7 protein-coding genes are annotated in these 15529 nt (G+C 63.1%); 1 reads left to right on the top strand and 6 read right to left on the bottom strand.

Going from position 1 to position 15529, the window contains the following annotated elements; all coding sequences use genetic code 11:
* The first annotated feature begins 123 nt into the window (after positions 1-123).
* Positions 124-714 (top strand): transglycosylase SLT domain-containing protein, encoded by a 591-nt coding sequence (locus tag NKI59_RS28640; RefSeq protein ID WP_352708081.1) that lies wholly within the window; start codon positions 124-126, stop codon positions 712-714.
* 14 nt (positions 715-728) lie between these two features.
* Here the strand turns inward: NKI59_RS28640 and NKI59_RS28645 are convergent, their stop codons facing one another.
* The 6 genes from NKI59_RS28645 to NKI59_RS28670 all read right to left on the bottom strand — a co-directional run bounded on the left by NKI59_RS28645 (position 729) and on the right by NKI59_RS28670 (position 15527).
* The gene (locus tag NKI59_RS28645; protein ID WP_352708082.1) at positions 729-3149 is read right to left on the bottom strand and encodes a dipeptide ABC transporter ATP-binding protein; all 2421 of its coding nucleotides are present in this window, start codon (positions 3147-3149) and stop codon (positions 729-731) included.
* A 63-nt stretch (positions 3150-3212) separates the two neighbouring features.
* Positions 3213-4370 (bottom strand): ABC transporter permease, encoded by a 1158-nt coding sequence (locus NKI59_RS28650; protein WP_023675848.1) that lies wholly within the window; start codon positions 4368-4370, stop codon positions 3213-3215.
* Between the two features lie 11 nt (positions 4371-4381).
* Positions 4382-5416: an ABC transporter permease gene (locus NKI59_RS28655; protein WP_352589346.1), complete on the bottom strand. Its 1035-nt coding sequence runs from the start codon at positions 5414-5416 to the stop codon at positions 4382-4384.
* A 221-nt stretch (positions 5417-5637) separates the two neighbouring features.
* Positions 5638-7290, bottom strand: a complete 1653-nt coding sequence (locus NKI59_RS28660; protein ID WP_352589343.1) for an ABC transporter substrate-binding protein — start codon at positions 7288-7290, stop codon at positions 5638-5640.
* Between the two features lie 261 nt (positions 7291-7551).
* Positions 7552-13602, bottom strand: coding sequence for a translocation/assembly module TamB domain-containing protein (locus NKI59_RS28665; RefSeq protein ID WP_352708083.1), 6051 nt, complete (start codon positions 13600-13602; stop codon positions 7552-7554).
* Positions 13602-15527: an autotransporter assembly complex protein TamA gene (locus NKI59_RS28670; RefSeq protein WP_352708084.1), complete on the bottom strand. Its 1926-nt coding sequence runs from the start codon at positions 15525-15527 to the stop codon at positions 13602-13604. The genes NKI59_RS28665 and NKI59_RS28670 overlap by 1 nt, the downstream gene beginning before the upstream one ends.
* Between the last annotated feature and the right edge of the window lie 2 nt (positions 15528-15529).

The following is a 15529-nucleotide window of genomic DNA, read 5'->3' on the forward strand; positions in this document are numbered from 1 at the left end:
GTCGGTAAAAGCGACAACAAACGTCGGAATGTTCATATTTCCTCAGCGCCTGCTAAAGCGGCTGACCAGCCGTTAAGGAACGCAGCAAGATTCCTTTTATGTTTTCGGCCTAATGCTCTTGCAATGCGTAGGTTGAGTTTTAGTAAAATTGTGGCGATTGCCGTGCCGCTGGCGCTTTCGGCCTGCGCGACGCCGCCGAACCACATCAACGATGTGTGCGCCGTTTTCGACCAGAATGACGGCTGGTTCGACAATTGGCAGGCGGCGGCACAACGAACCGAGCAGAAATACGGTGTGCCGGTTCCCGTGCTGATGGCGACGGTGCGCAAGGAATCCGGCTTCAAGAGCAACGCAAGGCCGCCGCGCACCAAGCTGCTGGGCTTCATTCCCTGGAAACATATCTCCAGCGCCACCGGCTTCTCGCAGGCGCTCGACGGCACCTGGGCGCAATACCAGAACGAGACCGGCAGCTGGGCGGCGCGCCGCACCAGGTTTGCCGATGCCGTCGATTTTGTCGGCTGGTATCATTCCAAGACCGCCGACACGCTCGGCGTCGCCCGCAACGACACCTACAATCTGTATCTCGCCTACTATCTCGGCTGGAATGCCTACAAGCGCGGCAGTCGCGGCGACGCCGACGTGCAGCGCTATGCGCATGCCACCGAACAGATGGCGCAGGACTACGCCACGCAGCTACGGCAATGCGCGCCCTAGCCTATTAACGGCTCTCAGCCGCCCTTGGGTTTGCGCGGCTTGCGCGTGGCGTCCTCGGCCTGTCGGCCGTCGCCGACAGTCGGCGGCATGATTGGTGCCACCGCGCTGTCGGCAGAGCTTGAGGTGCCGGTCTCTGAAACCTCGTCCCGAACCTCGTGACGGCGGGCTTTGGCGACCGCTTCGGCATTCTCCACTGCCTGGCCCTCGGCATCGGCTTCAACGCTGCCAGTCTTTCCATGCGGGCGCTTGGGCGGATCTCCGGCAAAGCCCGGGCCAACACCGTGGTTCGCATCATCCGGCACGCCCTCATTCGCGGCGTGCTCCTTGTCGAATTTGATCACCGGCTCCATTTTCGCCAGCACGTCGTCGGACAGCCAGCACAAGCTCATATGGCCGTCGCCGAGATTTTTGACTGGCGGCACCGTGGTTTCGCAAAGGTTGTCCGGCACCAGTTTCTTGTAGCCGCAGCGCGTCTGGAACGGACAGCCGGACGGCGGGTTCATCGCCGAAGGGATGTCGCCTTCCAGCACGATGTGCTTCTTGACCACGCTTGTGTCGGCGATCGGGATCGCCGACAGCAATGCCTCGGTATAGGGGTGATAGGGCGGCGCGAATATCTGGTCGGTCGTGCCTTGCTCAACGATATAGCCGAGATACATGACGACGACGCGGTCGGCGATGTAGCGCACCACGGACAGATCGTGGCTGATGAACAGCATCGTCGTCTTGTTCTTGCGCTGGATGTCCATCAAAAGCTCGGTCACCGCCGCCTGGACCGACACGTCGAGCGCCGAGACCGGCTCGTCGGCCACCACCACCTTGGCATCGCCGGCAAAGGCACGCGCCACGCCGATGCGCTGTTTCTGGCCGCCTGAAAGCTGGCGCGGCTTGCGCGTCTCGAATGCCCTCGGCAGCTTCACCAGGTCGAGCAGTTCCAGCATCCGCTTGCGGCGGTCGGCCACCGTGTCGCCGACATTGAACTTTTCCAGCGTACGGATGATCTGCGAACCGACCGAATGGCTGGGATTGAGCGTGTCGAACGGATTTTGGAACACCATCTGGATCGACGACACCGTGTCGACGCTGCGCTTCTCGATCCCGGTCGACTGGATCTCCTTGTTGCCGAGCTTGACGCGGCCGGAGCTTGCCGTTTCGAGGCCGAGCAGCACCTTGGCCAGGGTCGATTTTCCGCAGCCGGATTCGCCGACGATCGCGACGGTTTCGGATTCGCGCGCCATAAACGAGATCGTCTCGTTGGCCTTGACGACACGGCCCTCGCTCGAGCCGAACACTTCGCTGCCGCCGACCTTGTAGTACTTCCTGAGGTCTTCGATCTGGAGCACCGGCGCACCGGGCACCACCCGCTCGTTGACCTTCTTGGCGCCGGGTGGCAGCGCCTCCCAGTCGATCTCGTTGAAGCGCACACAGCGCGAGAAATGCCCGTCATGGCCTTCGACCGCGATCATCGGAATTTCGGCGGCGTTGCAGACGCCCTCGACGAAATGGTGGCAGCGCGGGCCGAAATTGCAGCCCTTCGGCCGCTCGTGCGGTAGCGGCAACTGCCCCGGGATGGATATCAGCGGCCGCGAATTCTTGTCGGCGCCCGGCAGCGGGATCGAGCGGAACAGGCCTTGCGTGTAGGGATGGCGCATCCGGTCGAAGACGTCCTTGATCTTGCCCGTCTCCACCGCTTCGCCCGAATACATCACCGTGATGCGGTCGCAGGTCTCCAGGATCAGGCCGAGATTGTGCGACACGAAGATCATCGAGGTGCCGAACTTCTCGCCCAGCCCCTTGACCAGGTCGACGATGCCGGCCTCAACCGTCACGTCGAGCGCTGTCGTCGGCTCGTCGAGCAGAAGCAGCGCAGGCTTCGACAGCAGCGCCATGGCAATGACGATGCGCTGCTGCTGGCCGCCGGAAAGCTGGTGCGGGTAGGAACGCATCATGCGCTCGGGATCCGGCAGCTTCACCGCGCGCACCATTTCCAAGGCGCGTTTGTAAGCTTCGTCCTTCGACACCTTGTCGTGGATCAGTGGCACTTCCATCAGCTGCTGGCCGACCTTCATCGCCGGGTTAAGACTGGCCATCGGCTCCTGGTAGATCATCGCGATCTTGTTGCCGCGGATAGCTCGCAGTTCTTCGTCGGACAGTTCTCCCATGTCCTTGCCCTGGAATTTGATCTTTCCGCCGACAATCTTTCCGATGTTGGAGAGGTCGCGCATGATGCCCAGCGACACGGTCGACTTGCCGCAGCCGGATTCGCCGACAATACCCATCGCCTCGCCAGGCATGACCGTGCAGGAAAAATCCATGACGGCCGGGATCTCGCCCTTGCGGGTGAAGAAGGAGATCGACAGGTTCTCGATCTCGATGATCGGCCCATTGGTCGGCCCATTGGTCGGCTTGGCGGGATTTCGAACTGCCTCATTCATGGGTCGCTCCAATCCTTGTTCTTCAGGCATGTCGGGCCGAACCCGGCATCGATCTTCCCGGCATCAATCTTTCATAGACTGTTCGCGCAACGAATCCGCCAGGAGGTTGAGGCCGAGCACGAACGACATCAATGCGATCGTCGGCGGCAGCGCCGGGTGGATGAAGGAGCGCAGCAGCCGGCTGGCATCCTTGATCGCCGTGCCCCAGTCCGGGCTTTCCGGCGCCAGTCCCAGCCCGAAATAGCCGAGCGTGCCAAGCAGGATCGTGGTGTAGCCGATGCGCAGGCAGGCGTCGACGATCAGCGGCCCGCGCGCATTGGGCAATATCTCCCACAGCATGATGTACCAGGGCGATTCACCGCGCGTTTGTGCCGCCGCAACATAGTCGCGCGTTTTGATATCCATGACCAGGCCACGCACGATACGGAACACGCCGGGGCTGGAGGCGAACACCACCGCCACGAAGATATTGAGCTGGTTGGGATCGATGTGGATGATCTTGAACGGATCGGCATCGAAGACAAGGCCTGCATATATCCAGCCGCCAAGTACCAACGTCAGGCCAAGCAGGATATAGAGGCGGTCGGGGCGGTTCTTGTAGCGCGTCCAGAACAGCACACTGAAGAAGATGATCGGAAACAGGAAGAACAGCCCTGCCATCGCGTAGGGGATCGGCGTGTCCATGATGCCCGGCGTCACCAGCAGGTAGAACAGGAGGATCACCGGGAAGGCCAGCACAAGGTTGGCGAGGAAGGACAGCACCGTATCGATCTTGCCGCCATAATAGCCGGCCGGCAGGCCGAGCGTAATGCCGACCATCAGCGCAAAACCGGTCGCCGCCGGCGCGATGATCAGCACGATCTGGCTGCCATAGACCATGCGGGAGAACACGTCGCGGGCGAGCTTGTCGCCGCCGAAATAGTATACAAGTTTCGACGCCGGCTCGATTGCGCCCGGCAGCGCGTCCTTCATGATCGGCACTTGGGCGAGCGGATCGAAGGGCGAGATGGTCGACGCGAAGATCGCCGTAAACAGCCAGAACAGGCAGATGCCGACGCCGACGATGCCGACGCCGCTGTCGAAAAGCTGGCCGTAAAGGCCTAGCTTCTTCTTGTAGCCGAAGCTCGCCCCCATCACCAGGGCGAGAGCGATCCAGACCGGCCAGAAGCGGGTAAGCACGCCGAGTACGACGTTGAAGGCGCTGAGATATTCGACCTGCATCCGCCGGTCTCCTATTGAACTCTGATGCGCGGATTGAGGAACGCGTAGCCGACATCGGAGATGAGCTGTGTGATCAGGACGATAAACACCGAGACCAGCGAGCAGCCGAGCAGAAGATCGATGTCGTTGTTGCCGGCGGCCTCGACCAGGGTGTAGCCGAACCCCTGGTAGCGGAACATCACCTCGACGATGACGACGCCGGTGAGCAGCCAGGGGAACTGCAGCATGATGACCGTGAATGGCGCGATCAGCGCGTTGCGCAGAGCGTGCTTTATCACCACGCTGCCGAAGGAGAGGCCCTTCAGCCGGGCGGTTCGGATATATTGCTGTGTCATCACCTCCACCATCGAGGCGCGGGTCATGCGGGCGATGTAGCCGATGCCGTAGATCGCCAGCGTCATCACCGGCAAGGTGAAATTGTAGAAGGTGATCCCTTGGCTGGCCGAGGCCGCCGAACCGTTCAGCACGCCGAGCCAGGAGGCAAAGATCACGGTGAAGATGACGCCCGAAACATATTCGGGCGTCGCCGTCGAGGCGATCGACGCCACCGACAATGTGCGGTCGGTGCGTGAGCCCTCGCGCATGCCGGCAAGAATGCCGATCAGAAGCGAGACCGGCACCATGACGGCCAGCACGCAGAGCATCAGGATGCCGGTGGCGCTGAGCGCCGGAAAGAGTTTCGAAGCGACCGTCGTCTTGAACTTGGTCGAGCAACCGAAATCGCCTTGCAGGATGCCGGAGAATGTCGGCACGACCGGATCGTTGCAGAAGGAGAAACGCTGTGCGGGCTTGCCGGTCGCCGGGTCGGTCACCGGCTGCTTGGGCATGATGCCCAGCCATTGGCCGTAGCGGATAAAGAAATTCTGCCGATAGCCATGGTTGACCAGCCAAGCCTCAAGCTGCTCGGCGGATGTGTGCATTTCGGTCTGGCTGATCGCGAGCTTCTTCAGATTAGGCCCGAGATTGACCAGGAAGAAGACGATCATCGTCAGGCACAGCATCGTCACTGCCATGGTGCCGAGACGCCTGATAACGAAAGAAAGCATGGCGGTCCCCTGCCGGTCGGGTTGGGGGGTGGAACCGGTTTGCAAGCCGTGCGCTGCCGCCAGCGGCAGAACAAGCCTTCAGACCAGTCCCAGATGCAATACCCTTTTTATTGCAGACCCAGGCCGAAGAGTCCGCAACTTTTTGCTGCGCCGACTTCCGGTCCAAGGACCATGCAAAGAGCGAGGGAAAGGGGCGAGACGCCCCTTTCCGGATCGTCCGGTCAGGCCTGGTCGAGCCAGACCTTGCCGTAGTCGCGCTCGAAGGTCGGGTGCATCTTGTAGTTCTGCACCGCCTTGACCGAATGGCTGTAGAGCTTGCGCCAATAAGGCTGGATGATAATGCCGGAATCCTGCAGGATCTGCTCGATATCCTTCATCATTTCCTTGCGCTTGGCGGCGTCGGCAACTGCCAGCGCAGCGTTGAGCTTGGCATCCCACTCCGGATTCGACCAGGCCGTCTCGTTCCAGGCCTCACCTGTGCGATAGCCGATCGCCAGAACCTGGACGCCGAGCGGCCGCATGTTCCAGTTGGTCATCGACAGCGGATACTTCGTCCAGTCGTTCCAGAAGGTCGAACCCGGCAGCACCGTACGCTTGACCTTGATGCCGGCGTCGCGCATCTGCGCGGCGATCGCATCGCCGGTGTTCTTGTGCCAGTCTTCGTCGACCGTGATCAGCTCGTGCTCGAAATCGGCCTGGCCGGCTTCCGCCATCAGCGCCTTTGCCTTGGCCGGGTCGCGAGCAACCTTCGGCAATTCGTAGTATTCCGGATGGATCGGGGCGACATGGTGGTTTTCGGCAACCGTGCCGGCATTGCCGTAGCCGAGTTGCAGGACGACATTGTTGTCGACCGCGAGCTGCAGCGCATTGCGAACCTTCTGGTCGCCGTAAGGCTTGTTGCTCACGTTGGTGCGGCAGACGATCGTCGACGCGGTGACGACCTCCGACTTCGCCAAATCCATGCCGTCGAGGATCGACACATAGTCGGCCGACGTTTCGAAGTTGGTGTGCACTTCGCCTGCCTCGAAGGCGCTGACCATGGCCGCCGGATCGGTGCCGTAGTCGATGAACTCGATGCCGTCGAGGAAGACCTCGCCGTCCCACCACTTGTTGTCTTCACGACGCTTGTAGACCACTTTCTGGCCGACATCGTAGGAGACCAACTCGAACGGCCCAGTGCCGATCGGGCAGGCTTTGAAGTCGCCGCCTTTTTCGTCGAACGTCTTGTGGACGATGAGGCCGGGATAGTCGCACACGTTGGGAATGAGGGCGATATCCGGCTTGCTGAGCGTCAGCTTGATCGTGTGGTCATCGACCTTGGTCACCGCGCTCTCATCCAGCTTGTCGTCCTTGACCAGCGAACCGAGGCGACCTGGCATGGAATTGCCTTCGGCCTTCTTGTCGGCCCAACGCTTGAGGTTGAAGATGACGTCGTCTGCCGTGAACGGATCGCCGTTGTTCCAGGTGACGCCTTTGCGCACATGCAGCGTGTATTCGGTGGCGTCGTCATTCACGTCCCAGCTCTCCAGCAGATAGGGGCGGAACGTGTATTCGGTGGTGTATTTGACCAGCGGCTCGAGCGCCTGGCGCTCGGCATTGGCGATTTCCGACCAGTCGGACTTGCGCGGATCCTTCGGATCCTTGATCCATTGCGCGACCTTCAGTATGCCGCCTTTCTTGCCCTTCACCTCTTCCGCCTTGGCCGGCGTGGGGTCTGCGAGGCCAAGCATGCCATAAGCCATCGCCGTCGACGCGCCGAAGACGCTGGCGAGAGCCAGAAATTCGCGACGATCCATCTTGCCTGCCTTGGCATCTTCGGCCATGGCCAGGATGTGATCGGGAACGCGGTCGCCGTTACTCTTGTAGATCGTCATGACTAACTCCCATTGTTGGCTTTCTGCCTTTTAACATTCCGCATCCGCGCCATGATGTCAAAGACGGCAGGGATTGGGAACATGCCAAGGAATGTGCAACTTTGAAAGCAGGGCGGTTCGCGCGATAACGACAGTCTTGGCGCAAATTTGCTACTGCGCCAGGGATTTCGTCCGAAATCCCCACGGGCAATTAAACTGGGACATTCGCCGCTGCGCCGTTCGTTCTTCGGACAACCAACTGTTCTGCGCGAACGGCCGGTTTCAATATTCCCGTTCGTAGAAAACACCGCCTTTGGCTTCGCCTGCGTCGGTTGCCTCGCCACGCAGCTTGACGCCGCGCCCCACGTCGAGATCGACGGTTGCCTTGCCCGAGCCCGGCCTGTCGCCCTTCTGGATCGTCACGTAGGTGCGGTCGTTGAGATACTTGCCCGCCGAGACGGCGGTGCCGCCCTGTTCGTCGGTGATCACGTCGAGGTCGTCGACGCCGATCGCGCTGCGCAGGTTCTGCAGCAGGGAGGTCGAGCCGCCGACGCCGGCCAGTTGTCCGGCAGCCTCGGCGAGCTGCGCGATCTGCAGCGGCGACAGGTTCGACATCGAACGGCCGAAGATCAGCTGCGCCAGCACCTCATCCTCCGGCAACGCGGGTACCGAGGAGAAGGTGAATTTCGGGTTGGTCGCCTCGCCCGACACCACGATGGTCACGGTGGCGCTGGTCGTCTTCGATTGCGCCGTGAGATTGAGGTAGGGCACCAGAGAGCCGGAAAAGCCGACGGTGCCTTCCGTGAAGGTCAGCCGCTTGGCAAGGATCGTCAACCGCCCGCGCCGCAAGGTGAAGGTGCCGACCGCCTGGGGTGACGATGCCGGGCCGGTCAGCCGCAGCGAACCGCCGAGCTCGGCGTCGACACCCCTGCCCTGGATGAAGATCTGGCTAGGCGCATTGACTGTGACGTCGAGATTGAGGCCGCTGCCGCCGCCACCGCTGCTTGCAGCGGCCGGGCGCAACGCCTTGTCCTGCGCACGTACGGCGGCCGGCGCATTCTTGTGCTTGACGTTGAGCTCGGCCAGCGAGCCGGGCAGCTTTTCGGGTACGGTGATGACGGTCTTGGCCAGGTTGACGGTACCGGAAATCACCGGCGCGGAGGTGAGCGGTCCCTTGACGGTCAGGTCGCCGCTAAGATTGGCAGTGACCACCTTGCCGTCGGTATAGCGGCCGTCGACGAGCTTGATCGACAGATCGGCCGGAAAACCCTTAGCCGGATCGATGCCGACGGTGCCGCTGGCCGAAAGGCTGCCGCGTGTCGACAGCGTGCCGGTCAGGCGATTGATCCTTGCCACGCCGCCACCGACGGCGACATCGGCAGTGATGTCGTTGATCGCAAGCCCCGAGCGCGCGTCGAGCAGCCGGGCGCCTGACGTGCGGACCGTGCCTGAGATCACCGGCGACGTCGCCGGGCCGCGCACCTGCACATCGACGTCGGCCGTGCCGCTCAGGGACAAGCCTTGCGCGGCGAGTGTCCTGGTGAGGAAGGCGAACGGCACCTTGCCGGAAAAGTTGAGATCAAGGGTGGGCGCGCCTGATGTCGTCATCGTGCCGCCGCCCTTGAGGCCGAGGCCGGCGGCATCGCTCATGTTGGCGTCGAAGGTCAGTCTGTTGCCCGAATACGTACCTGAGGATGAAACGCCCATGCCGCCGAAGCCTGCACCACGGGTCTGCGACGTCTGAACGCCTGCGGCGTCGATCTTGAAGGCAACGGCCGGATTGGCCGGCGCACCCGTCACCTTCACCGTGCCTGAGATGGAACCGGCGGCATCGAGGCCCGGCGAAAAACTGTTGGCTATCGAGATCGGGACGCGGGCCAGCGTCGCGTTGAGGTCGAACGCCTGCCCAGCCTTGCCCGTGACCGTCGCCGTGCCGCCGCCGAGGTTGAGCACCAGCCTGTCGAGGCTGGTCACTCCATTGGCGATGTTGATGGTCGAGGCCTGGGCGATGGCCGCCTTGATGCCGCGGATGGTCGCCTCGCCGGAGGCAAGTTCGACCGTCGTCGTGCCCTTGACCGCCTTGACCCGGCCGGCGGCCCTCAGCGGAATATCCTTGACGGTGGCGCTACCGGAAAAACCGGTCCATTCGCCGTCGCGCTTGAGATCGACGTTGACGCCCCGAATAGCCGTGCCGCCGGAAGTTACGCTGTCGGCACGGATTTTGCCCGAGATCACCGGTGCCGCCAGATAGTTGGCGATCAGCGCATCGATGCTCACGGCCTTGGCCGAGACATCGCCGCGCGAGATCGAGGCCGTCGTCGCCTTGACGGCGACTTGCGGCACGGTACCCGCCTTGGAGAAGGCGATCGTGCCGCGCACATCGCCATCGGCCTTTTCCAGTGCCAGGGCCGCAAGGGGACCGATATCGGGCAGGTCGAGCGCCACGGTGCCGGCCGGCAGGAAGGCATCGTCGAGCGCCAGGTCGCCGGAAATGCGGTTCTTGCCGAGCGACAGCAAAAGCCCGTTGATGGCGCGTTTGCCGTCCGATGTCGCCAGCACGGCACTACCCTGCAGCGGTTGGCCGCCGACGTTTCCGGTGAGTTGCACATTTGCGGCGGGGTTGGCCGCATCAGCCTTGCCGGTGGCGGTGAGCTTCAATCCCGTGATCTCACGCGCGGCCACCGAAAGCTTGTCGCTGTTGACAGTCAGCGACAGATCCGGTGCGGTACTGGCGCCTTGCGCATTCAGCGCGAAAGAAATAGCGCCTTTGGCGTCCTTGGATAGCAGCGAGACGTCGCCTAGTGCGCCTTTGACGTCGGCGCTCAGCTTGTTATCGGCAAGGCTCGCCTGCCCGTCTGCGGTCAGCGCGCCTGATGACAGCCTGATCGCGTTGGCGGTGACATTGCCGTTGGCATCCCGCTTCAGCGCGGCACTGAGTTGCGTTCGCTCGGCGAGCACGCCATGCACCGCCGCCGGCAGCGCCGCCGACGCGGCATCCGCCTTGAGATTTAGATCGATGGCGCCGTCGGCCAGCGAGACCCGCCCGTTGAAGCCGCTGTTCAACGCGTCGCTGGTCACCGTGCCGCTATTGATGACGATGGCATCGGCGGCAAGGCTGCCGGCGAGTTTGGCGGTGACCTTGCCGGCGATCAGCGGCGCGATAGTCGGATTGTCGAGGCCGATTTTTTCGGCAGTCACGGTGCCGGAGATCGGCCCGCTCCGGGCTTTCACGTCAAAGCGATCGGAGTGCAGCGCAAGCGTGATGCCCTCGATCATAGCTAGATTGGTGGCGGCCGATGGCAGCGTCGCGGAAATGTCGAGCTTCGGCTGGGCGCCCTGCCCGGCCGCCGTTAGCGATATCGCCTGTAGCTCGAGCTTGATCGGGCTCTCCTTGCTGCCAAGCGACAACGGCAGGCTCGGACCGGTAGAGGCCAGGTCGAGCGAAAAATCGCTGGCACCGTTCGGATTGATGGTGCCGGCTGCCTTGCCGGAGATTTTCTCGCCGGCAAGCGTCGCCTGCTCGATGGCCAGGCCGCTGGCCGACGAGAAACGGCCTGCCGCGTCGAGATCCAGCGGCCCGAGCCCGGCCTGCCGGGTCTGGCTGGTTTCGGCGCCGCTGAGCCGGGCGGTGAAGCGAATATCTGGGGCAGCCGACGATCCGGTGACCTGCGCGGTGCCGCTGAGCGCGCCCACGGCATCGAGACCCGGTGAAAAATCATTGGCAAGCGCTGCCGGCACCGCCGACAAGGTGGCAGCGAGATCAAGCGTCTGGCCGGCCGTACCCGACACGGCAACCGAACCACCGCCGACACCGAGCTCCAATTTCTCTATGCTCACCCTGCCATTGGCGATTGTCAGCGCTGATGGCTGCGCGACAGCTGCCTTGATGCCGCGGACGGTCGCCTCGCCCGAGGCAAGCTCGATGCTGGTGGTGCCGTTCGCAACCCTGACCCGCCCGGACGCGCTGGCCGGAATGCCGGCGACCGTGGCGCCGCCGCTAAAGCCGGTCCAGTCGCCATTGCGCTTCAGGTCGACATCGATGCCGCTGATCACCGTGGTTCCGGAGGTGATCGTGTCGGCCTTGATCTTGCCGGCGATTGCCGGTGCTTTGAGATAATTGGCGACCAGCGCGTTGACGGCGATTGTCTTCGCCGCCAGTTCGCCGCGCGAAATCACGGCGCTCGTCGCATCAATCGCGACCGTCGGCGCTCCGTTGTCGTTCGCAAAGCGGATGGTGCCGCGCACGTCGCCGGCTACCGACTGGCCTGCGAGTGCGGCCAGCGGAGCAATATCGGCGGCATCGAGGGTCAACGTGCCGAGCGGCAGCAGGTTGTCGTCGAGCCCGAGGTCGCCGGAGACCTTGTTGTCGGCTAACGAGACGGCAAGTCCATTGATGGAGCGCTTACCGTCGGTTGTGACCAGCGATGCCTTGAGGTCGAGCGGCTGGTCGTCGACCGAGCCGGTCAGCGAGACATCGGCGGCGGGACTGGCGATATCGGCCTTGCCGCTCGCGCTCAGCTTGATCTGCTTCACCGCATGGCCGGACGCCGTCAGGCTGTCGCTGTTGGCCGAAACCGAGAAATCCGGTGCGCTGCGCGCGCCGCTTGCGGTAAGCCCGAAACCGACGGCGCCGCCGACGTTGGCGCCGACCAGCGGCGACAGCACCGACACGTCGCCCAGCGTACCCTTGATATCGGCGCGGATATCGGTGCCTTGCGCACTGGCGGTGCCGCTGGCGCTAAGCGTGCCCGAGGTGAGTTGCAATGCGTTGGCGGCGAACGCACCGTCCGGGTCGCGGGTCGCGGTTGCGGAAAACTGCACGCGCTCGCCGAGAACCGAGCTGATTTGCGGCGGCAGCGCCGTCGAAGCCGCGTCGGCATTCATCTTGAGCGTCATCGACAGATCGGCAAGCGCCACTGTGGCTGTTACGGACGCATTGAGCGCGTCGCTGCGTAGCGTGCCTTCGTCGACGATAATCTGTTCCTTGCTGACGGAGCCGGCGAGACCGGCGCTGACCCTGCCCGTTATCAGCGGCGCCAAAGTCGCGACGTCGGTGTTCAGGTCGGCCGCCGTCAGCTTGATGGTGACCGGCCCGTTACGGTTCTGGATGTCGAAACCATCGGAATGCACTTGCCCGATCAGGTCGTCCACCCGCGTGCCGCCCGCCACCACCGAGACCAGCGACGCGCCGATATCCACCATCGGCGCCTTGCCATCGCCGAAAGCGCGGGCCGTGGCATCCTTGATTGCCACGGTTATCGGTTGCGCCTCGCTGCCGAGGCTGAGCACGATCGGCGGCCCCTTTGCGGCGAGCTTCACCGAAAGGTCGCTGGCGCCGTTCGGATCGACAATGCCGGCCGCGGTCGCGTGCAAGGCGCCGCTGTCGATATTGGCGCGCTCGACATCGACGCCGCCGGCCGCGGTCGCCGTGCCGGCGAGGTCGAAGGTGGTCTTGCCGGCAAACAGCGGTTTCAGGGTTTCGGGCAGGAAGCGCTCGAATTCGCCATCGCCGTTGGCCTCGACATAATGACCCTTGTCGGTGAGCTGATGGCGACCGGTAAGCTGGGTGACGATCCGGCCGTCGACAACGAAGGTCCCGATGCCATTCCAGTTGGCGAGCGGTCCGGTGCCGGAAACGACAATGTTGACCGGCGGAGCGCCCGGCAGGTTGAGCAGGTTGGCGATGATGCCGCCGGCCGGCTCGGATGCCTTAAGGTCGAGGTCGAGCTTGTTGTCGGCCGGCGCGAAATGGGCTTTGGCGTCGACCGTGCCTTGCTTGCCGTCGTGGCGAACGATGTTGAGGTTGGTCTCGATCGCCAATGGTGAGGCGTCCGCCTTGAGCGCTCCCTTGGCTGCAAGTTCGGCGACACCGCTGCCGGCCAGAGCCTGCCCGAGCGCAATTTCGGGAAGGTCGAGTTGCCTGACGTCGATGGAAACCGGCAGCGTCGTCGCTCCGCTTTGGCTCGACTGTGTATTGGCCACCGGCAGCCTTGCCAACTCGATACGCTCGGCCCCAATGCGATCGGCGCTGAAGCTCTTCGACAGGAGTGCCAGCGGCGACCAATCGACGGCCACGTTGCGCGCCACCATCCAGGCGCCTTCGCGATCCTCCAGAACGACATGATCGACCCTCAGCGCGCCCGACCAGATACCGTCGATGCCGACGACAGTGACCTTGCGATCACCGGTCGAGGCCATGGTCGAGATGATGCCGGCAAGGTTTTCGCGGCCGCGCTCGGTTTTGGTCAGCACGACGAGCGCCCCCACCGCCGCTGCCACGACGATGAGCAGCGTGTAGAAAAGGATACGGAGGATGCGCCTGAATATTGCCATCAGAATGCCTGGCCGATGCCGGCATAAATGCCGAAATGAGGATCGTCGGGGCCGCGGTTGAGCGGCACCGCCGCGTCGACGCGCAGCGGCCCGAACGCCGTCAGATAGCGCAACCCTACACCCGCGCCGACCTTCATGTCCGAAAAATCGGGGACCTGCCTGGTCGACACCGTGCCGGCATCTACGAACGGCACGACGCCGATCTTGTCGGTGAGGGCGATGCGCATCTCGAGCGAGGTCTCGAAGAAGGAAAGCCCGCCGATCGGCTCTCCATTGCTGTCCTTCGGGCCGATGCCTTGATAGGCATAGCCGCGCACCGAACCGCCGCCGCCTGAGTAGAAGCGTCGATCTGCCGGAACATCTTGAAGGCCGGCGCCGATGATAGAGCCGATGGCGACACGTTCGGCAAAAACGAATTTCGAGGCCGAATCGAGTGACTGGTAGGCCGACCCCTCGCCCTTCAGCTTGACAAACGCAGCCCCGCTCAAAATGTCGTAGCTCGGCTCGCCATAGGCCAGCACCCTGAAGCCCCGGGTCGGATTGAGCTTGCTGTCGCGATTGTCGTAGACATATTGCAGTGGAATGCTGGCGATCAGATAGGTGTGCTTGCCGAAAGCGTCGTGGATCCTCGAATAATCCAGCGCGACTTGCGCGGAAACCGTCTGCTTCTTGTCGAGTTCGAAGGATAGGCCGGTGCTGCCCTTGACCGAAAAATGGTCGTAGGCGTCGGGGTGCTCCAGCACGGTATTGACGCTGGCAATGAATTTCGACGCCGGCCCGATCACGCCCGGCTTTTCGAACATGACGCCGGCATTGTAATTGAGCTGGGTCAAGTCGTTGCTGCCGATGCCGCTGATCTTGCCGTCAATGCGCACCTTTTCGGCGCGGCCAAACAGATTGCGATGCCCCCAATAGCCTTCGAGGCCCAGCCCTTCGGTGTTTGAGAAGCTGCCGCCAATGCCGAAATAGCGCGGCTTGCGTTCGCTTACCTGGACACCGATCGGGATGTTGCCCTCGGCGTCGAGGGCGTCGGCTTCCTTCACCGTCACGCTGTTGAAGACCTCAAGCCCGAGCAGCCGGTCGCGCGCATCGTCGATCTCATCGGGCGAATATTGGCGGCCGCGCTTAAGGCCGGTCATATATTCGGTGAAGTCGCGGTCGACCTTTTCCGTGCCCTCGACAGTGGTGTCGCCATAGCCGGCGACCGGGCCGGCCGCGACGGCAAGCGTCACGTCGAGCGTCGAACCGGCGTGCTCGGCGACGATCTCGCGGCCCGTCACCTTGGCCAGCGGCCTGCCTTCTTGCTTGAGTGCCCGCACGATCGCCGCCTCGGCCTTGAGCACGGCGCCCGAACTGGCGTCACCGCCAGCGATCAGGCCGAAATCGGCACTTGCCAGCCCCGCCGCATCGCCTTCCAGTCTGATGTTGCCAAGCGTGAATTTCGGCCCGGCTGCTATGCGTATCACCACCGGTATCGGCTGCGGACCCGAAAACTCGGCATCGGGCGGCAGATCGTCGAGCGGCTTGCCCTGAATAGTGATGGTGACGACACCCTCGTAGCGGGCGTCAGTGTAGAGTGCGGCAACAAGTTGCTCACGGTCACTGCGCGCCTTGGCCAGCAGGCCGAGAGAACCGGATACCGGGTGTTCCTCGTCGGCCTTCAGCGCCGAGGCGTTTTCGAGCTTCTCGGCGAGATCCTTGTCGGCGTCCGGCGCCTCGATCGTCACCGCATAGCGCAGCGGGTCTACGATATCGGCATCTTCGTCTTTGGATCCCCACAGCTTGATGCCGAAAATCTCGAAGGCTGCCGCACTTCCGGTTTCGGCAACAAGTGCCGTAGAGCACAACAATGCGAAAAGCAGGGCGCGCGAAAGCGCGCGCCGTGGCGCGGTTCCTCCCGACATCTGCCTTTCATACGCCGGCATTA

The organism is Mesorhizobium sp. M0598, from assembly GCF_040320865.1.
GTDB lineage: Bacteria > Pseudomonadota > Alphaproteobacteria > Rhizobiales > Rhizobiaceae > Mesorhizobium.

Bases quoted from the DNA above. Each gene is read 5' to 3' on its own strand.
- NKI59_RS28640 (WP_352708081.1), top strand. From the start codon at position 124: ATGCGTAGGTTGAGTTTTAGTAAAATTGTGGCGATTGCCGTGCCGCTG.
- NKI59_RS28645 (WP_352708082.1), bottom strand. From the start codon at position 3,149: ATGAATGAGGCAGTTCGAAATCCCGCCAAGCCGACCAATGGGCCGACC.
- NKI59_RS28650 (WP_023675848.1), bottom strand. From the start codon at position 4,370: ATGCAGGTCGAATATCTCAGCGCCTTCAACGTCGTACTCGGCGTGCTT.
- NKI59_RS28655 (WP_352589346.1), bottom strand. From the start codon at position 5,416: ATGCTTTCTTTCGTTATCAGGCGTCTCGGCACCATGGCAGTGACGATG.
- NKI59_RS28660 (WP_352589343.1), bottom strand. From the start codon at position 7,290: ATGACGATCTACAAGAGTAACGGCGACCGCGTTCCCGATCACATCCTG.
- NKI59_RS28665 (WP_352708083.1), bottom strand. From the start codon at position 13,602: ATGGCAATATTCAGGCGCATCCTCCGTATCCTTTTCTACACGCTGCTC.
- NKI59_RS28670 (WP_352708084.1), bottom strand. From the start codon at position 15,527: ATGCCGGCGTATGAAAGGCAGATGTCGGGAGGAACCGCGCCACGGCGC.